This window comes from Aeromonas sp. D3 (assembly GCF_027705025.1).
GTDB lineage: Bacteria > Pseudomonadota > Gammaproteobacteria > Enterobacterales > Aeromonadaceae > Aeromonas > Aeromonas salmonicida.
Genome location: NZ_JAPDBE010000038.1, coordinates 1 through 18649 on the forward strand (window position 1 = coordinate 1; position 18649 = coordinate 18649).

18 protein-coding genes are annotated in these 18649 nt (G+C 60.5%); 7 read left to right on the forward strand and 11 right to left on the reverse strand.

Annotated elements, in window-relative coordinates:
- Together OKC28_RS18110 and OKC28_RS18115 are read left to right on the forward strand one after the other, a co-directional pair.
- Nucleotides 1-196: hypothetical protein (locus OKC28_RS18110; protein ID WP_270690732.1), on the forward strand; the 196-nt coding region annotated here is incomplete at its 5' end.
- 65 nt (nucleotides 197-261) lie between these two features.
- Complete coding sequence (locus OKC28_RS18115) at nucleotides 262-825, forward strand: gamma carbonic anhydrase family protein (RefSeq protein WP_243702930.1); 564 nt, start codon at nucleotides 262-264, stop codon at nucleotides 823-825.
- Between the two features lie 84 nt (nucleotides 826-909).
- On the opposite strand, the gene polA is transcribed toward OKC28_RS18115, so the two are convergent.
- On the reverse strand, nucleotides 910-3669 hold the full coding sequence (gene polA, locus OKC28_RS18120) for a DNA polymerase I (RefSeq protein ID WP_021141008.1): 2760 nt from the start codon (nucleotides 3667-3669) through the stop codon (nucleotides 910-912).
- Between the two features lie 400 nt (nucleotides 3670-4069).
- On the opposite strand from polA, the gene elbB reads away from it, so the two are divergent.
- Nucleotides 4070-4720 (forward strand): isoprenoid biosynthesis glyoxalase ElbB, encoded by a 651-nt coding sequence (gene elbB / locus OKC28_RS18125; protein WP_256686227.1) that lies wholly within the window; start codon nucleotides 4070-4072, stop codon nucleotides 4718-4720.
- A 71-nt stretch (nucleotides 4721-4791) separates the two neighbouring features.
- Here elbB and OKC28_RS18130 read toward each other — a convergent pair whose 3' ends face one another.
- The 4 genes from OKC28_RS18130 to fieF all read right to left on the reverse strand — a co-directional run bounded on the left by OKC28_RS18130 (nucleotide 4792) and on the right by fieF (nucleotide 8262).
- Entirely contained in the window at nucleotides 4792-5001 is a 210-nt protein-coding gene (locus OKC28_RS18130) for a cell division protein ZapB (protein ID WP_011899225.1), read from the reverse strand.
- A 259-nt stretch (nucleotides 5002-5260) separates the two neighbouring features.
- A complete protein-coding gene (locus tag OKC28_RS18135) occupies nucleotides 5261-6541 on the reverse strand; it encodes a hypothetical protein (protein WP_256686229.1) in 1281 nt (426 codons plus the stop codon).
- A 21-nt stretch (nucleotides 6542-6562) separates the two neighbouring features.
- Complete coding sequence (cysE, locus tag OKC28_RS18140; RefSeq protein ID WP_011899226.1) at nucleotides 6563-7342, reverse strand: serine O-acetyltransferase; 780 nt, start codon at nucleotides 7340-7342, stop codon at nucleotides 6563-6565.
- Between the two features lie 8 nt (nucleotides 7343-7350).
- Nucleotides 7351-8262 carry a cation efflux pump FieF gene (gene fieF / locus OKC28_RS18145; protein WP_005321213.1) on the reverse strand — a complete coding sequence of 304 codons (912 nt, stop codon included), beginning with the start codon at nucleotides 8260-8262 and terminating at the stop codon, nucleotides 7351-7353.
- Nucleotides 8263-8348: 86 nt separating this feature from the next.
- Between fieF and OKC28_RS18150 the strand changes: the two genes are divergently transcribed.
- The 3 genes from OKC28_RS18150 to trmL all read left to right on the forward strand — a co-directional run bounded on the left by OKC28_RS18150 (nucleotide 8349) and on the right by trmL (nucleotide 10942).
- Nucleotides 8349-9044: a response regulator gene (locus OKC28_RS18150; RefSeq protein WP_159165095.1), complete on the forward strand. Its 696-nt coding sequence runs from the start codon at nucleotides 8349-8351 to the stop codon at nucleotides 9042-9044.
- Nucleotides 9041-10396, forward strand: a complete 1356-nt coding sequence (locus tag OKC28_RS18155) for an ATP-binding protein (RefSeq protein WP_212539699.1) — start codon at nucleotides 9041-9043, stop codon at nucleotides 10394-10396. The genes OKC28_RS18150 and OKC28_RS18155 overlap by 4 nt, the downstream gene beginning before the upstream one ends.
- Nucleotides 10397-10477: 81 nt before the next feature.
- Complete coding sequence (trmL, locus tag OKC28_RS18160; protein WP_005321220.1) at nucleotides 10478-10942, forward strand: tRNA (uridine(34)/cytosine(34)/5-carboxymethylaminomethyluridine(34)-2'-O)-methyltransferase TrmL; 465 nt, start codon at nucleotides 10478-10480, stop codon at nucleotides 10940-10942.
- On the opposite strand, the gene OKC28_RS18165 is transcribed toward trmL, so the two are convergent.
- From OKC28_RS18165 to lexA, 4 genes are all read right to left on the reverse strand, one after another.
- On the reverse strand, nucleotides 10924-12309 hold the full coding sequence (locus OKC28_RS18165) for an MATE family efflux transporter (RefSeq protein ID WP_059113571.1): 1386 nt from the start codon (nucleotides 12307-12309) through the stop codon (nucleotides 10924-10926). The two genes, trmL and OKC28_RS18165, sit on opposite strands and share 19 nt — an antisense overlap.
- A 22-nt stretch (nucleotides 12310-12331) precedes the next feature.
- Entirely contained in the window at nucleotides 12332-12958 is a 627-nt protein-coding gene (locus OKC28_RS18170; RefSeq protein ID WP_005321230.1) for an SCO family protein, read from the reverse strand.
- A 209-nt stretch (nucleotides 12959-13167) separates the two neighbouring features.
- A complete protein-coding gene (locus OKC28_RS18175; protein ID WP_087756758.1) occupies nucleotides 13168-13455 on the reverse strand; it encodes a hypothetical protein in 288 nt (95 codons plus the stop codon).
- Between the two features lie 453 nt (nucleotides 13456-13908).
- Nucleotides 13909-14532, reverse strand: a complete 624-nt coding sequence (gene lexA / locus OKC28_RS18180) for a transcriptional repressor LexA (protein WP_005321237.1) — start codon at nucleotides 14530-14532, stop codon at nucleotides 13909-13911.
- A gap of 204 nt (nucleotides 14533-14736) precedes the next feature.
- On the opposite strand from lexA, the gene plsB reads away from it, so the two are divergent.
- A complete protein-coding gene (gene plsB / locus OKC28_RS18185; RefSeq protein ID WP_021140709.1) occupies nucleotides 14737-17160 on the forward strand; it encodes a glycerol-3-phosphate 1-O-acyltransferase PlsB in 2424 nt (807 codons plus the stop codon).
- A 58-nt stretch (nucleotides 17161-17218) separates the two neighbouring features.
- Here the strand turns inward: plsB and ubiA are convergent, their stop codons facing one another.
- Together ubiA and OKC28_RS18195 are read right to left on the reverse strand one after the other, a co-directional pair.
- Nucleotides 17219-18088, reverse strand: coding sequence for a 4-hydroxybenzoate octaprenyltransferase (gene ubiA / locus OKC28_RS18190; protein ID WP_256686239.1), 870 nt, complete (start codon nucleotides 18086-18088; stop codon nucleotides 17219-17221).
- Nucleotides 18085-18621 (reverse strand): chorismate--pyruvate lyase family protein, encoded by a 537-nt coding sequence (locus tag OKC28_RS18195; RefSeq protein ID WP_034524310.1) that lies wholly within the window; start codon nucleotides 18619-18621, stop codon nucleotides 18085-18087. The genes ubiA and OKC28_RS18195 overlap by 4 nt, the downstream gene beginning before the upstream one ends.
- Nucleotides 18622-18649 lie beyond the last annotated feature (28 nt).

Sequence of the window (18649 nt, forward strand, 5' to 3'; positions counted from 1 at the left end):
CAGTGTGTTGCTGCGGGAGTGGAATTCTACTCAACCGCCTTCTCGAGTCAAGCCTTATTTTCAAAGGCTTTTCGAGGCACCGACTGACTTGTTTGCGTTGCCGCTTGCCCTGTCGATGGAGGCGCATTATAGGGAGTTGAATCTTTCTGGCAACCCCTTATCGGCAATAAAATTGCAAAAATCGGCACTTTTTTAGTTATTCATAACCAACCACAGCTTTTGTACAAACTTATCCACAGAAACGGGTTCCGGATTGCTAGAATGGCCAAAAACAAGGAGGCCAAGATGGACTTGCGACTGAGACCTTACAAAGGAAAAAGCCCACAACTGGGTAAACGAGTATATGTGGATCCCTGCGCGACTCTGGTGGGGGATATAGATCTGGCGGAAGATGCCAGCATCTGGCCCATGGTGGCGGCGCGGGGGGATGTGAACCATATCCGCATCGGTGCCCGCAGCAATATTCAAGATGGCACTGTGTTGCACCTTACCCGCAAGAGCGCCAGCAACCCTGACGGCTATCCGCTGTTGATCGGAGAAGATGTCACCGTCGGCCACAAGGCCATGCTGCACGGCTGCACCATAGGCAACCGTGTGCTGGTCGGCATGGGAGCCATCATCCTGGATGGGGTTGTGGTGGAAGATGACGTGATGATCGGGGCCGGCAGTCTGGTGCCACCAGGCAAGCGACTCGAATCCGGATTCCTCTATATGGGCAACCCCGTCAAGCAGGTCCGCCCGCTCAAACCCGCCGAAGTCGCATTTCTCAAGACCTCGGCCGACAACTATGTCCTGCTCAAGGACGAGTATCTGCAAGAGGCTTGAGCAGCCCCCACAAACAGGAAGCCCGGCATGATGCCGGGCTTCTCTTCTTATATAGCTATCTATATAGCAACAGAGTGCCGAAAGTTAATGGGCCTGATCCCAGTTGTCGCCGGTGCCCGCTTCGACCAGCAGGGGTACATGCAGTTCGGCAGCGGCCGACATCTTCTCCTTGATGATGGCAGTGTATTCCTCCAGCTTCTCTTCGCGGATCTCGAACACCAGTTCATCGTGTACCTGCATCAGCATGCGGATCGACTCATCCTCGATGCCGCGGATCCAGCCATCTACGTTGATCATGGCGCGCTTGATGATGTCGGCGGCCGTCCCCTGCATGGGGGCGTTGATCGCCGCCCGCTCGGCGCCCTTGCGCAGACCGGCGTTGCGGGACTTGATATCCGGCAGATAGAGACGACGGCCGAACAGGGTCTCGACATAGCCCTGCGCTTCCGCCTGCTGGCGGGTACGCTCCATATACTCCAGCACACCCGGGTAGCGTTCGAAGTAGAGGTCCATGTACTTCTGCGCCTCGGCGCGACCGATCCCCAGCTGTTTGGCCAGGCCAAAGGCGCTCATTCCATAAATGAGGCCGAAGTTGATCGCCTTGGCGCTGCGACGCATGTCGGTGGTAACCGCATCGAGCGCGACCCCGAACACCTCGGCGGCCGTTGCCTTGTGGATGTCCTTGCCCTCGGCAAACGCGGTCAGCAGCCCCTTGTCACCGGAGAGGTGTGCCATGATGCGCAGCTCGATCTGGGAGTAGTCCGCCGCCACCAGCTTGTAGCCGGCGCTCGGGATGAAGGCCTGCCGGATCCGGCGACCCTGTTCGTTGCGCACCGGAATGTTCTGCAGGTTGGGGTCAGAGGAGGACAAACGGCCGGTGGCAGCCACCGCCTGATGATAGGAGGTGTGCACCCGCCCGGTCTGGGGCTTGATCATCAGCGGCAGCTTGTCGGTATAGGTGGACTTGAGCTTGGCCAGAGTGCGGTGCTCCATCAAGAGACGCGGTAACTCGTAGGCCTCGGCCAGCTCGGCCAGCACCTCTTCCGCGGTGGATGGTGCACCTTTTGGGGTCTTCTTGATGATCGGCAGCCCCAGCTTGGTGAAGAGGATCTCCCCCAGCTGCTTGGGCGAGGAGAGGTTGAACTCCTGCCCGGCCAACTCGTGAGCCTGCTTCTCCAGCTCCGCCAACCGCAGCTCGATCTCCTGACTCTGCTGGTGCAGCAGCTTGGGATCGATGGTGGTGCCGAGCAACTCCATCCGCGCCAGTACCGGCAGCAGCGGCAGCTCGATCTCACTGAATACCTTGGCAAGGCCCGGCACGGCCTCCAACTGACCCCACAGGGTCTGGTGCAGACGCAGGGTGATATCCGCATCTTCTGCCGCATAGGGGGCCGCCTGCTCCAGCTCGATCTGGTTGAAGGTGAGCTGCTTGACCCCTTTGCCCGCTATATCTTCAAATGAGGTGGTCTCGACCCCGAGGTAACGCTTGGCCAGCGAATCCATATCGTGACGGCTGGCGGTGGAGTTGAGCACATAGGACTCGAGCATGGTGTCGTAGGCGATACCTTGCAGGTCGATGTCGTGGTTGAGCAGCACGTTGCGATCGTACTTGAGGTTCTGACCCACCTTGAGACGGGTCGGATCTTCCAGCAGCGGCTTGAGCTTACCCAGCACAACGGCTTCAGTCAGCTGCACCGGCGCCCCGAGATAGTCGTGGCCAAACGGTACATAGGCGGCTTTGCCCGGTTCAACCGCGAAGGAGACGCCGACGATACGCGCCTCCATATAGTCGAGACTGGTGGTTTCGGTATCGAAGGCAAACAGCGGTGCCACTTTCAGCTGCTCCAGCCAACCGCCAAACTCGGCCTCATCCAGAATGCAGCGATAGTCGGTTTCGATGGCGGCAACGGGAGCGACGGCGCCATCACCTGCCTCTTCTTCCTGCCCGGCACCCTCTTCGCCACCGGACTCCAGCTCCTTGATCAGGTTGCGCAGCTCATATTCGCGATAAACAGCCAGCAGGGACTCCTTGTCGACCGGTCCAAGCTGCAGCTCTTCCAGACTCTGTTCCAGCTCGACATCGGTCTTGATGGTCGCCAGTACATAGGAAAGGCGAACCTGCTCCTCCTGCTCACGGAACTTGTCGGCGAATGCCTTGGAGCCACGAAAGCCGAGGGCGGCCACCTTGTCGAGGTTGGCGGCGATCTGGTCTATGCTGCCAATCCCCTGCAGCAGGGCCAGCGCTGTCTTCTCGCCGACACCCGTCATGCCGGGGATGTTGTCGACCTTGTCACCCATCAGGGCCAGATAGTCGATGATGAGTTCGGGCGGCACGCCAAACTTCTCAATCACCCCTTCCCTGTCTGTCTTCACATCTTTCATGGTGTCGATCAGGGTGACATGGTCGGAGACCAGCTGCGCCATGTCCTTGTCGCCGGTACTGATCAGCACAGGCAGCTGCTTCTCGGTAGCCTGGCGAGCCAGGGTACCGATCACATCGTCAGCCTCGACGCCTTCGACCATCAAAAAGGGGAAGCCCATCGCCTTGATCATCTGATGGATGGGGGCGACCTGGCTGCGCAGATCGTCCGGCATGCTGGCACGGGTCGCCTTGTACTCGGGATAGATGTCGTCACGGAAAGTCTTGCCCTTGGCGTCGAACACCACGGCCACATGGCAGTCAGGGTATTGCTTGCGCAGGCTGCGCATCATGTTGGCCATGACACGGACGGCACCGCTCGGCAAACCGGTCGATGTGCGCAGATCGGCCTGCTGGGAGGCGAAGAAGGCGCGGTAAAGATAAGAAGAGCCGTCGACCAGAATAAGGGGATTGCTAGGGGCCATGAAATCGTCCTGCCAGAGATAAACAGCCGCTAGGATGCCACAGGGCCCCCTTCACACCAAGGGGGCTAGCGCCACCATCAACAGGCAATTGAAAAGGGGCGCCCTGTGGATAACTCTGTGTTCAAAAATGGGGCTCAGTACGGACCATAGTGACAAAGCTGTGCATAACAATATAAAAATACATATAAAACAATACGATGAGATCGTAAAAACTGATCTTGAGACGGTTGAGATGATCTCGATCAATGTGGAAAAAGATTTAAGGGAGTAGATACGGCAGGATCGAAAACGAAACAATCCTAGCACAGCGGGATGACTTGACCAGCGGATGGCGAACGATAACCATACAAAAGTACAACAATCTATCCTGGCTCACATTTTCAACAACGAGGGGTTTGCCATGAAAAAAGTGGCCGTGATTTTGAGTGGCTGTGGCGTCTTTGATGGTGCCGAAATCCATGAGGCCGTCATCAGTTTGCTGGCGCTGGCCCGCCAGGGTGCGACTACCCAGTGCTTCGCCCCGAACATGGCGCAGCTCCATGTCATCAACCACCTGACCGGTGAAGTGAGCGAGGGAGAGAGCCGCAACGTGCTGGTCGAAGCGGCCCGCATCTGCCGTGGCCAGATCAAGGATGTGGCCGAGCTGGATGCGGCCGATTACGACGCGCTGCTGGTGCCCGGCGGCTTTGGCGCTGCCAAAAATCTGTGCGACTTCGCCATCAAGGGGGCCGAATGCCAGATCCAGCCCGATGTGCTGAAAGCATGCCAGAGCTTTGCCAAAGCCAACAAACCGGCCGCCTATATCTGCATCGCGCCCGCCATGATTCCGCTGATCTACTGTGCCGGGACGCTGGCGACCATCGGCCATGACGAGGGTACCGCCAACGCCATCGAGGCGATGGGTGGCAGCCATCTCAACTGCCCGGTCAACGAGTTCGTGGTGGATCAGGAGCGCAAGGTGATCTCCACCCCCGCCTACATGCTGGCCAACAATATTGTCGAGGCGGCGGACGGCATCGAGAAGACGGTCAAACAGCTGCTGGCGCTGTAATTCCCTGACCGCCAGAAACAGACGGGCCGCTCATGGAGCGGCCCGTTTTCAATCTTGCAGCTGGCTGCCGATTAGATGGATTCGCCCATCTGCTCCATCTTGCCCAGCAGGGCACGCAGACGCTCCTGCCATGCCACGTGCTCGTTGCGCAGCAGATGGTTCTCGTCTTGCAGCTTGCTGTTTTGCTCTTTTAGTTCGTCCAGCTCCATCTTCAGCAGGGAGATGTTGTCGACGGCGGATTGTACTTTGGATTCGAGTTGCTCAAGGACTTCTAGTGACATATGCATACCTGTATGTTCAATTGCGATGCCCCACAGAGGGCGATTCAAGCGCGTAAAGCCAGCATACCCCGAGCACATCGGCACAAACAAGCCAGCGCGCTGTAAAATGCGCCTTCCATAGATGTATTGTCTAAATATGCGTCTATTTTTCTCGCATTCTGCGCCCAGGCCGATACAAGAGCCTCATAACCAGCAGGCAACGCCCTGCCAATCCAGTCACCACGGGCATGTTGCCGGGCACTTCCCCCCAGTTCTGCCTTCATCCGTGCAGCGCCACATAAGCCCCCAACAGCAAGCAGGCGACCCCGTACATCAGCAGGCCATAGAGCAGGTTCCAGCGCAGGATCATCCCCGCACTCAGGTTGTAGCGCGATGCCAATGCCAGGTTGGAGCCGGAGAGCGGGCTGGTACCAGTCGCAAGCCCCCACCCCAGCAAAAAACACATGCCGAGCAGGCTGGGATCCGGTGACAAGGGCCACAGCAGCGGCGCCAGCCCGGAGATGCTGATGAGCGGATGCACACCGACGATGGCCACCAGCAGGATCAGCAGCAACGTCAGGGATGACTCGAGCCAGCCGAAGTGGTTGAAGAATGGCAGCCCGTGCTCACCGCCAAGCTCGAGCACAGACAGAGCGCTGTTGATGCCGGCTGCCAGCAAACCGGCCCCCAGAAACAGCACCAGCTGGCCACCGATGGCAGGGAAACGCTCCACCACCTGCCGCTTGAGGGCGGTGCCTCGCCCGGCTCTGGGCATGAACAGCAGTGCCAGCAGTGGTGCCACCAGGGCGATCACAGCCAGAATGCCAAGCGCTGGCCAGATCTGCTTGATCAGCAGCACCAGCAGCGCCAAGGCCACCGGCAGCCCCAGGGTCTGCAGTCGCAGCGGATAGCCGGCAAAATCCTGTACGCCGAGTCGCTCCACCTGCCAGGCGGTCAGTCCCATGGCCAGCAGAGCCGCAATCACGCCAAACGGCATTATGCTGGAGAGCTGCAGACCCGGCGCGTACGTGAGCGCCACCGCCATGGCGACGAAGAAGGGGGACCAGAAAGCCGCCGCACAGAAGATCCGGCTCAGCACCATTACCTGGCGCCGCTCCAGGGTGCCGTTACGCTCCAGCCGATCGCCGATGATGAACAACACAGAGAGGTTGATGACGGATCCCAGCAGATTGAGGCTGGCCATGGTGCTCCACAGCCCCTTGCGACCAGACCAGGAGGCAGTTCCGGTCAGCAGGCCGGACGTTGCAAGATTGAGGGTGCTCACGGCGGCAAACATGGTGAGCATATTGATGTTGGGCAACAGCCAGTCGCCCGGATTGAGACTGGCCCCCCGCCACCAGGAGAAGATCAGCAGCAAGAGAGCTGCGCCATACAGGGCAAGAGCCTGTCGTTTGGCAGCCCCCACCAGCCAGGGCCAGGTGAGGAGCGATGCCCCCCAGGCGGCGATGGCCGCCGGCCAGGGGGAGAATCCCAGATAGAGGTGCAGCAGGTTGAGCAGCCACATCCCCAGGATCAGGTAACCTGACCAGCGCTTGGCCATCGAATCGTCTCGGTCAGGGGATCAGAGACACTGATCCATATCCAGCGAAGGCTTGTCGCACTCCGGGCGGCCCACTATCTTGGCCGGTACGCCGGCGACAGTGGTGTGCGGGGGCACAGGGTTGATCACCACGCTGCCGGCTCCTATCTTGGCACCCATCCCCACTTCGATATTGCCGAGCACCTTGGCGCCCGCCCCTATCATGACCCCTTCGCGGATCTTGGGATGGCGATCGCCACTCTCCTTGCCGGTCCCTCCCAGGGTCACGCTCTGCAGGATGGAGACATCGTCTTCAATCACAGCGGTTTCACCGACCACTATGCCGGTGGCATGGTCAAACATGATGCCCTTGCCGATCCGTGCAGCCGGGTGCACGTCGACCCCGAATACCACCGAAATCTGGTTTTGCAGGTAGAGCGCCAGCGAGCGACGACCCTGGCGCCACAGCCAGTTGGCAACCCTATACCCCTGCAGGGCATGGAAACCCTTGAGGTAGAGCAGCGGGGTGGAGAAGAGATCGACCGCCGGGTCGCGCTCCTGCACGGCGCAGATATCTGCCGCCACCATTGCCAGCAACTCGGGCTCGCTGCGCAGGGCCAGCTCGATCACCTCACGCAGGGCGATGGCGGGCATGGTGGCGCTGTCGAGCTTGTTGGCCAGCTGGAAGCTGAGAGCCGAACGCAGGTTCTTGTGATTGAGAATCGTGGAGTGAAAGAAGCTGGCCAGCATGGGCTCTTCGGTCGCCATGCATGCCGCTTCTCGCTCAATTTTTTGCCAGGTTCTGGCAACCAGATCATCCATGTTGCAGCCTACTGTTGTTCTGATGGAGTGCCTTGCTGTTCCTTGTGCACCACAGAGATGGGGTCCATATGAATGATGACATCCATGCGTTCAAATTCCTGACGCACCGCCAGTTCGGCTTCATCGGCAATCTGATGGGCCTTGACCAGAGGGAGCTGATCGTCCAGTTCCAGATGCAACTGAACGAAACGGGTCGGACCGGATTGGCGGGTACGCAGATCATGCACCCCGTGGACACCTTCGACTTCACAGCAGAGGGCCATTATTCTCGCTTGTTCTTCGGCTGGCAACTGACGATCGAGCAGCGCCTGCACAGACTCATAGCCGATATGGATGGCGCCCCACAGCAGGAACAGACCGATCAGGATGGCAAACAGGCCATCGGCCCAGAACCAGCCCCGCCCCGCCAGCACCAGCGCCAGCAAGACGCCGGCATTGAGCAGCAGGTCGGAGCGGTAGTGCATCATGTCAGCCTTGATGGCCACGCTGTTGGTCTTGCGGATGACAAAACCCTGGAAGCTGACCAGCAGCAAGGTCAGCACTATGGAGCCGCCGCTGACCCAGATACCCGCTTCGAGTCGAAGAATGGGGGCCTGATTGAGCAGGGAGGAGATGCCGTGCATCACCAGTAGCAGGGCCGACCCCGAGATGAAAGCGGACTGAATGAGACCCGCCAGCGATTCCGCCTTGCCGTGGCCGAAGCGGTGCTCATCATCGGCCGGTGCCAGCGCATAGCGAATGGCCAGCAGGTTGATGATGGAGGCACTGACATCCATGAAGGAGTCGGTGAGCGACGCCAGCAGACTTGAGGAATCGGTCATGAGCCAGGCGATCAGCTTGCCGGTGATCAGCAGGGTGGCGGTGGTGACGGCGGCCATGCTGGCCAGCGTCACCCAGCGGGAATATTGTTGATGGCTCAAAACCGGCTTTCCTCTTGCGGTTAAAAAACTATTATACCCTGACCCCTGCGTCACTTTGGCGCGAAAAATCAGCGGAATGACCCTAGATGCACAAAATACTCCTGGTCGACGACGATCTCGAGCTGACTCAGCTGCTCACCGAAATTCTGACCCTGGAAGGCTTCCAGGTGACTGTCGCCGAGGATGGCGAAGAGGGGTTGCTGCGGCTGGCCGAGCAGGACTTCAACCTGGTGCTGCTTGACGTGATGATGCCCAGGCTCAACGGCTTCGCCATGCTGGCAAAGCTGCGTGAGACCCACGACACCCCGGTGCTGATGCTGACTGCGCGGGGCGACAGCCAGGACAGGGTCAACGGGCTGGAGGCGGGCGCTGATGATTACCTTGCCAAACCCTTTGATGACAGAGAATTGCTGGCCCGGATCCGCGCCATACTGCGCCGGACCCAGAGTGCGCAACCCCAGCGTGGCGGCACTTCCGAAGAGATCCGCTTCATGGATCTGGTGCTGCAACCGGGCTTGCAGCAAGCCAGCAGCGGCGAACAGCTGCTGGAGCTCACCGCCACCGAATTCGGGCTGCTGGAGTGTCTGCTGCGCAATCCCGGCCAGATCGTCAGCAAGAGCCAGCTCTCGGAGCTGGTGCTCGGCAAGAAGCTGGAACCCTTCGATCGCGCCATCGACATGCACCTGAGCAACCTGCGCAAGAAGCTGCCGGAACGCGCCGATGGTCAGCCGCGGTTCAAAACCGTGCGGGGACGCGGCTACCTCTGGCTGGAACAGGCATGAAAACGGCTCGCTCCCTCAATGGCCTCTCCACCCAGATTTTCCTCTGGTTCTGGTTCATGCTACTGGTCGTGGTCGCCGCTGTCGTGATACTGCCGACCCTGGATCCCCGCAACATAATCCCGTTACCCGCCCACGAGATGGTGCGGATGAACAACAACCTGAAGGCCCTGCAGCGTGGTGCCGACCCCAATCAGGATTTTGATCTGGCCAAGGCCATAGAGGCTGCTGGTCTGTTGCCTGTGGACAATATCTACCTGCGCGACGAGAAGGGCCAGATGCAATCCAGCACGCGGCTCAGCAAGTTCGTCGTCCGCTTCATGGTCGACTCGGACAACCCGGCCAAACCCATGCTGGGCAGCGAGCACCAGAGGGCCATCGCAGGTCCCTTCGAGATGGAGCACCACGGTCAGACCTATCACGTCTACTTCGGCCTCAATGTCGAAAACTCCTACCTGTTCCTGTTTATCCAGATCCTGGATCACCCGATCCAGATCCTGGGGATCGCCATGCTGGTCAGCACTCCGCTCTGCCTGTTGCTGGCCTGGCGACTGACTCGTCCCATACTGCAGTTGCAGCGATCAGTCTCCCAGTTGGCGGAGGGCAACCTGGAAGTACAGATCCCCAATCTGGGGCGGCGTGACGAAATCGGCCAGCTGGCGGATCACGTCAGCCACATGGTCGACACGCTCAAGAGCATGATCCAGAAGCAGAAGCAGCTGCTGTCCGACATATCCCACGAGCTGCGCAGCCCCCTCACCCGCATCCAGCTGGCGCAGGCGCTGATCCGCCGCAAGCAGGGCGACAGCAACGAGCTGGCGCGGATAGAGTCGGAGATTGGGCGGCTGGACAAGTTGATCGGCGACCTGCTCGACCTGTCACGGGTACAGCAGCATGTGGAGGCACCGGTGGTGATGCCGTTGGCCGAACTGCTGGAGCCCATGCTGGACGACGCCATGTTCGAAGCCAACCAGAGCGGCAAGCAACTCCGGTTGCCGCCACTGCCGACCGAGTCGATCAGGATGTGGCCCGAGCTGCTGGCACGGGCGCTGGAAAATCCCCTGCGCAACGCACTCAAGTACGCTCACAAGTTCATCAAACTGGATTGGTATCGGGAAGGAAGGGAGTGGGTCATCACCATCCGTGATGACGGCCCGGGTGTGCCGGTGGCGCAACAGGAGCAGCTGTTCCTGCCCTTCTTTCGGGTGGATGATGCCCGCAACGCCAAGACCGGCGGCACCGGGTTGGGGCTGGCCATCGCCTCGGAGGCAATCCAGCGCCATGGTGGCACCATTCGCGCCAGTTGCAATCAGCCAACCGGGCTGACTATCACCATACGTCTGCCTATTGGCTGAGCCATCTCTTTTCATCCAGGCGGGCGCTGGGTATGCTGGCGCCCTTTTCAGCCCCATCTCGGCCCGCATCAGGATCCCGCCATGCTCGATATCGTGCTCTACCAACCGGAAATCCCGCCCAACACAGGCAATATCATCCGCCTCTGCGCCAACACAGGCTACCGGCTGCATCTGATAGAACCGCTGGGGTTCGAGTGGGATGACAAGCGGGTGAAGCGGGCCGGGCTCGATTATCACGAGTTTGCCGAGGTGAAACGCTGGCCGAGCTATGAGGCATTTCTGGCTGCCGTTGCTCCCGAGCGGGTGTTTGCCTGCACCACCAAGGGCAGTACCGCCCATTCTGCAGCGCAGTTCGCGCCCGGTGATGCCCTGCTGTTCGGCCCGGAGAGCCGAGGTCTGCCACTGGAGATCATAGAGAGCCTGCCGTTCGAACAGCGGCTGCGCATCCCCATGTTGCCCCAGAGCCGCAGCATGAATCTCTCCAATGCGGTGGCGGTATTCGTGTACGAGAGCTGGCGCCAGCTGGGTTATGAGGGCTCGCTCTGAGCCTGACTCACCCCATGGGGTGAATGCAACAGGCGGCCATCACGTTCCAGTTGCCAGCACAGATACCCCAGCGTCAGACCTCGGCCCGCCATCAGGGCGCCCATGGCGGCCCACAAGGCGGCAACGCCCCAGCCCTGACAGAGCCACCAGACCGGGAAGAAGCCGCAAAACGCCGCTACCAGCATGCTGTTACGCATCTCCCGGGCACGGGTAGCGCCAATGAAGACCCCATCCAGCAGGAAGCACCAGACCGCCAGTAACGGCATCAGGATCAGCCAGGGCAACTGGCGGTTTGCCTCGGCGATCACCGCCGGTATGTCGGTAATATGGGCGATGAGCTGGCTGCCGCCCGCCGCAAACAGCAGGCTGAAACCAATCGCTATGATCAGCGCCCAGCCAAGGTTCAAGACGATGGCTTCGCGCAGCGCCTGCCGATCCCGCCGGCCAATGGCGCGGCCTACCATGGCCTCCACCGCATAGGCAAAGCCATCCATCCCGTAGGAGATGAGCATCAGAAAGTTGAGCAGCACCGCATTGGCGGCCACTGCCACATCCCCCAAACGCGCCCCCTGCAAGGTCATGAAGGCAAAGCAGAGCTGCAGGCAGAGGGAGCGGATGAAGATATCCCGATTCAGGCTGAGCAATCTCAACAGCGCGGGCCACTGACGCCAACGTTGCCAGGCCCCCTGCCACACCTCGGGCGAGAGGCGGCGCAGATGGCGGCTCACCAGCCAGAGCCCGACCCCCAGGGCGCTGTAATCTGCCAGCAGAGAGGCGGCGGCCACGCCCTTCACCTGCCAGCCCAGCCCCAGAACGAACCAGGTATCCAGCGCCATGTTGATCAGGTTGGTGAAGATCAGCAACAGCATGGGGCTGCGGGCATCCTGCATGCCCAGCAACCAGCCCATGATCACCAGATTGCAGAGCGCCGCAGGCGCACTCCAGATACGTACCGACACATACTCGCTGGCATAAACCTGTACCTCGGCAGACCCGCCACTGAGTGCAATCAGCCCGGGCAGCAGGGGTAGCAGCAAGAGCAAGAGCAGCACGCCCAGCCCGACGGCGAGACCGAGCGCCCGCGCCAGGGTGTCGAGCTGGCCACCTGGACTACCGGCGCCATGAGCCTGGGCGGTCAGCCCTGTGGTGGACATGCGCAGGAAGCCGAGCAGCCAGAAGATGAGATTGATGAGGGTAGCCCCGACCGAGACGCCTCCCAAAAACCAGGCCTGACCGAGCTGGCCTATCACCCAGGTATCCACCAGCCCCAGCAATGGGGTAGTGATATTGGAGAGCACCATGGGCAATGCCAGGGCAAACACGGCCCCATGGCGCCGCCTGTCTGTCAACCAGGGCGGGATCAGCATGAAAGCAGCCACTCATCCGACATCATTCGCCCTCCAGTCGCACAATTTTGGCGAAATCGGAGACCAAGGTTTCCATGACAACATGGGGTACTCGCCCCTCGCTCATCTGGGGGCGGAACACGGCTTCCAGCTTGCCTTCCGGATTGATCAGCACTATGGAGGCGGAGTGGTCGATCAGGTAATCCTTCTCTCCCTGTTCGGCAATGGAGTAGATGAGGCCCAGGTTGCGCACAAACGGGAACAACTTCTCGTGGGGGCCGGTTGCCGCCTTGAACTCGGGATGGAAGAAAGCGGTATAGGTCTTGAGGCGAGTGATGTCATCGCGCTGCGGATCCGCCGAAATGAACACCACCTGGCTGTCCGGTGCAATCTTCTTCAGCGCCGGATAGACGGAGCGCAGATCCGCCAGCGTGGTCGGGCAGATATCCGGGCAGAAGGTATAGCCGACAAACAGAAAGGTCCAGTGCCCCACCAGACTGGCTGGAACGAAGGGCTGCCCCTCCTCGTCGGTGAAGGCAAACGGATTGATGTCCCGCCCCGCCGGGTAATAGTCGGCCTGCTCGGGCAGGGAGGGCCGGCTCCAGTGGAATGCAGCCATCATGCCCCCGACCAGCAGCAGGAACAGCAAGGGATAACGCGGTTTAACCATAACAACAGACCTTTTCACTGCGACATGCCCGCAGAGTGGGCACGAATGGATGGCCCATTGTAACCCAGCCCATCGCGCTCCGGGTTATCCCTTGCACCGGATGCCGCTTGGGTCAAAAGAGGCTCCCATCACCACTGGTCAGCCGGCCTGGGTCATAAAACAACAGCCCCACCATCAAGGTGGGGCTGTGAGACAAGGGCCAGGAAACATCAGGGTTGTTGTCTGCGGCGCTCATGGGCGCGCTTTGTCAGGGCACGCAGCGGTATGACGGGAGCCGTCCAGGGAAGATCCGTTTGTCCCGTGTCGCTATGACGGTGAAACAGACGCACCAGGCGGACTATCTTGTCTTTGGGGCAGCCAAGCCAGACAGTCCAGCAGGTGCCCTTGTGATGTACCCAGAGCGCATAGAAGCGGGTCATCCGGTTACCCTTGATGAAACGGGTGATGGAAGAAGCGGGCGATGCCAGACCCGGATCCCATGGCGAGCTTGAAGCCATACCTGTCCTCCTTGACCAACAGGTCACGCAGGTCAGCATCGACAGCCCCCTTGGGTGGCCAGATCGATGACTGCCGCGTGTCGACTGCGCAGGTGTGCCTTTATCCTCCAGACGGCAGATGCCGCCGGTGCAATGCTGGCCACCCTCCCTTCTATCCCGCGAACGCCTCCATCAACTGGGCTGGTAGCGCCCTTGCTATCCGGCGCGCCGCCTGAGGCTGTTGTTATGCATCCCTGCTGACCTTGGTTCCTGCCACCTGCCAAGTGGGAGAGGATCGTCTTGTCGAGCATTCGGGGGCAGATCAAACAAGTGACTGCCTTAGCCAAGGATATATCTGAAATGAGCCGGATGCGGACGGGTGCGACAGACAAACATCACGGGTATCAGGATCTGATTGAAATCATGGGGAAAGGGGTACAGAAGCGAGACGGCCTCCCGAGGGAGGCCGTGCTGTTACATCCAGTCGGCGTTGCGGATCACGCCGACGGCCAGTCCCTCTATGGTGAGCTGCTGGCAGGAGAGATCAACCGCGATGGGTTCAAGCTCTTCATTTTCAGGCAGCAGCCACACCTGGCTGCCCTTGCGCTGGAAGCGCTTGACGGTGACATCTTCGTCGAGACGTGCCACCACCACCTGGCCGTTGCGCACTTCCTGGGTTTTGTGGACGGCCAGCAGGTCGCCATCCAGGATGCCGATGTTCTTCATGCTCATGCCTTGCACCCGCAGCAGGAAGTCTGCCCGCGGATGGAACAGGGCGGGATCCACCTGATAGTGGCTCTCGATATGCTCCTGAGCCAGTATGGGTTCACCGGCAGCGACCTTGCCGATCAGAGGCAGGCCGGTCTCTTCCAGCACAGCCTCCTCTTCAATCAGCAGGCGGATGCCACGAGAGGTCCCCGGCATGATCTCGATGACCCCTTTTTTGGCCAGGGCCTTCAGATGTTCTTCGGCCGCATTGGCCGACTTGAAACCAAGCTTCTGGGCAATCTCGGCACGAGTCGGCGGCATGCCGGTCTCGCTCATATTCACCTTGATCAGTTCCAGCACTTCGGCCTGGCGTGGGGTAAGGGGTTTCATAACATTGGCACCTGTTTTTTTATACAGCACACTGGCAGTATATACAGTGCAGTGGCCAAGGCAAGGCGCGGCTGACATTTGTCGCGGCCAACCCCTTATTTGCCATGGTTTTACGGCTGCGCAGCCGACTCATCGTACCTCTCGGCGACAAGCCGCCGGTGATTTGTTATGCTCACGCCGCATTTTTTTGGAGAGCAGACGCACATGTCCCTTGGACAGAAGATTTCCAGAGCCATCTTGCAATGGCCGGTCAGTGGCTTGGTCAATCACAAGAGCCTGCCGGAAAATCCCATCACAGAGCTCAAGCTGGATCCGGCCAGACCCATAGTCTATGCCCTGAAAACCAGCTCGATCACCGACCTGATGACACTGCAACAGTGCTGCGAGGATCTCGGCCTGCCCGGTCCCTTCACCCCGCTGGAGCTGAACGGCCAGTTGCTGCCGCGCTATGTCTGTCTGGACCGCCCGCCTCCCCTGTTCGGCAAGCGCAGCAAACCGCTGCCTTTCTTGCAGGAGTTCCACCAGCTGCTGGATCTGCACAAGCAGGATCCAGCACTGGATATCCAGGTGGTGCCCGTCACCCTGTTCTGGGGTCGCGCCCCCGGCCGGGAAGGGGAAGAGGCCTCCGGCTGGAACATCATCAGCAGCCTGGCACCGAACCGCCTCAAGAAGGCGCTGATCGTGATCCTCAAGGGCCGCGAGAACCTGGTGCGCTTCTCTCCGCCGCTCTCCCTGCGTCAAATGGCGGACAAGCACGGCACCGACGAGGCTATCGCCCACAAGCTGGCGCGGGTGGCCCGCACCCACTTCAGCCGCCAGCAGCTGGCAGCCACCGGCCCCAAGCTGCCGAACCGCAACCTGCTGTTCAGGCAGTTGCTGGACTCCAGCGTGATCCAGCAGGCCATAGAAGAGGAGGCGCAGCGCGAGGGCATCAGCCTGGAGAAAGCGCAAAAGCGCGCCCACGGTTACATGGACGAGATCGCCTCCGATTTCTCCTACCGGCTGATCCGCCTCAGTGAAAGCTTCCTCGGCTGGCTGTGGAACAAGCTCTATCGCGGCCTCTCGGTCAACGGCGCCGAGAAGGTACGCCAGCTGGCGCAAGAAGGGCACGAGATCGTCTATATGCCCTGCCATCGCAGCCACATGGACTACCTGCTGCTCTCCTACGTCATCTACCACCAGGGGATGGTGCCACCCCACATAGCGGCGGGCATCAACCTCAACTTCTGGCCGGCGGGCCCCATCTTCCGTCATGGCGGCGCATTCTTCATCCGCCGCACCTTCAAGGGCAACCCGCTCTACAGCACTGTATTTCGCGAATACCTCAACCTGCTGTTTGCCAAGGGCTATTCGGTGGAGTTCTTTACCGAGGGTGGGCGCTCCCGCACCGGTCGTCTGCTGCCACCCAAAACCGGCATGCTGGCAATGACACTGCAGGCCATGATGCGAGGGCTGGACAGACCCGTGACCCTGGTGCCCGTCTATCTGGGCTACGAGCATGTGATGGAGGTGAACACCTATCACAACGAGCTCAAGGGCAGCCGCAAGGAGAAAGAGAGCTTCCTGCAGGTGCTCGGCATACTGCGCAAGCTGCGCAACTATGGCCGCGGCTTCGTCAACTTCGGCGAACCCCTGACCCTCAACAGCTACCTCAATGAACATGTGCCCGAGTGGAAGGACCACATAGGTCAGGAGGAGCGCCCCGAGTGGATGGCACCCACAGTCACCCGGCTGGCCGAGCTGCTGATGACCCGCATCAACGCTGCCGCCGCCGTCAATGGCCTGACCCTGAGCGCGCTGGCACTGCTGGCCGCCGAACGCCACGCCCTGACTCGCGATGAACTGCAGGCACAGCTCAACACCTATCTGGACCTGCTCAAGCAGGTGCCCTACAGCCCCCAGAGCACAATCCCGGCTGAGGATGCCAAAACACTGCTGGATCAGGCGATGGAGCTCAACAAGTTCGAGGTGAGCGAGGACAAGCTGGGCCAGATCATCAGCCTGGACCGCTATCAGGCGATCCTGCTGACCTACTACCGCAACAACATACTGCATCTGTTTGCCTTGCCATCCCTGGTGGCCGCGCTGATCGAACGTTGTGAGGGGATATCCCGCGGCGAGATCGTCGCCCGCTGCATCGACATCTATCCACTGCTCAAGACGGAGCTGTTCCTCCACTACGAAGAGGATGAGCTGCCGGAGCTGGTCGATGCCCTGCTGGCCGAACTGCAACGCCAGCAACTGGTCGAGGCACGGGATGGTGGCTTCTGGGTCAATCCTGGCAACCAGATGCGCCTGCTGCTGCTGGCCGAGAGCATCCAGGAGACGCTGCAACGCTACGCCATAGTGTTGACCCGGGTGCTGGCCCAGCCCTATGTCGAGGCGGAGCAGCTGGAGGCGGACGGCCTGATGATGGCGGAGCGCCTCGGCACCCTGCACGGCATCAATGCCCCCGAGTTTTTCGACCAGAAGCTGTTCAGCACCCTGATCCACACCCTGCGCAAGGAGGGCTACCTCTCTTCCGAGTGCAAACCGGACCTGGGCCGCTTCCAGGCGCTGGCCGACAACATAGTGCCGCTGCTGAGCAACAAGATCCGCCGCACCATACAGGCGGGCAACCGGCTCTGACAGAGACCGGAAACAAAGAAGGCCGCATGATGCGGCCTTCTTTTTATCCTGACATTCGTCACGGCAACAGGTAGTTGAGCACCAGGCCGATGAATACCAGCGCCCCCGCATAGTTGTTGTTGAGAAACGCCTGGAAGCAGGCCTCCCGCTGCCTCTCCCGGATCAGCCGCTGCTGGTAGACAAACAGGGCCGCAGCCCCCAACAGCCCCCAGTAATACCAAGCCCCCAGCCCCATCAACTGGCCTACCGCCAGCAGGATCAGCAGGGTGGCCAGCTGCAACACGCCGATGATCCGCTTGTCGTGGCGACCAAACAGAATCGCGCTCGATTTCAAGCCGAGTTTGAGGTCATCATCCCTGTCCACCATGGCGTACTGGGTGTCGTAGGCGATGGTCCACAGCAGATTGGCGAGGAATACCAGCCAGGCCACCAGCGGCAAGGTGTTGGCCTGAGCCGCATAGGCCATGGGGATAGACCAGGAGAAGGCCATGCCGAGCACCAGTTGCGGGATCGGAATATAGCGCTTCATGAAGGGGTAGCAGACCGCCAGCAGCAAGGCCGCGAACGACAGTGCTATGGTGAGGGAGTTCATGGTCAGCACCAGCGCGAACGAGATGAGCGCCAGCACGGCGAACAGCGCCAGCACCTCCCGCGGCTTGACCTTGCCCATGGGCAGCGGCCGACCGGCGGTACGTTTCACATGGCCATCGAAGTTGCGGTCCGCATAGTCGTTGATGACACAACCGGCCGAGCGCATCAGAAACACGCCCACCACAAACACCAGCAGGGTCCAGAGATCCGGCAGGCCGCCGGCCGCCAGCCAGAGCGCCCACAGGGTCGGCCACAGCAGCAGCAGGGTCCCGATAGGCTTGTCGATGCGGGCCAGCTGCACATAGGCCAGTCCCCGCTCCTTGGTTAACAGATTCACTCCAGCTCCTTGTTGCGTGACAGAGAGGGCAAGAAGAGTTCATGGACCAACAGTGGCCATTGCCCCAGAAACAGACGGGAACGACGTCCCCAGACGGTGGCGGCCGGGCACCAGGGATTGCTCGCAATCTCGAAACAGGCCAGTTGCAGGTGATCGCGGCGGGCAGGCTCGTCACCGAAAATACGCTCGCCCAGAGGCTGCTCACCCAGCTCGCCCAGCCCGCTCTCTTGCAGAGCGGCTTCGGCAAACAGGGTCCAGCCCAGCACAGCCGGCCCCCGATCACCGTGCAGTATCACCTCGCGGCACAAACCCATGGGTTGCTCGGCGGCCACCAGCTGCTGTTCATCGGCGCAGAGGGTGACACTGTGATTGCCCAGCAGCTGCACCGAGAAGTGGCGATTGTGGTGACGCAGACGCCGGGTCATGGAATCGGCCTCCAGCAACCAGGGCCGCAATGCCTCGGGCAGCTCGCACTCTGCGGGAGCCCGCCACGGCACTAGCTGGATAAGGGGAACAGTCAACTCGGACTTCACGGCTTCACCATCCGGAGATTTACGTTAT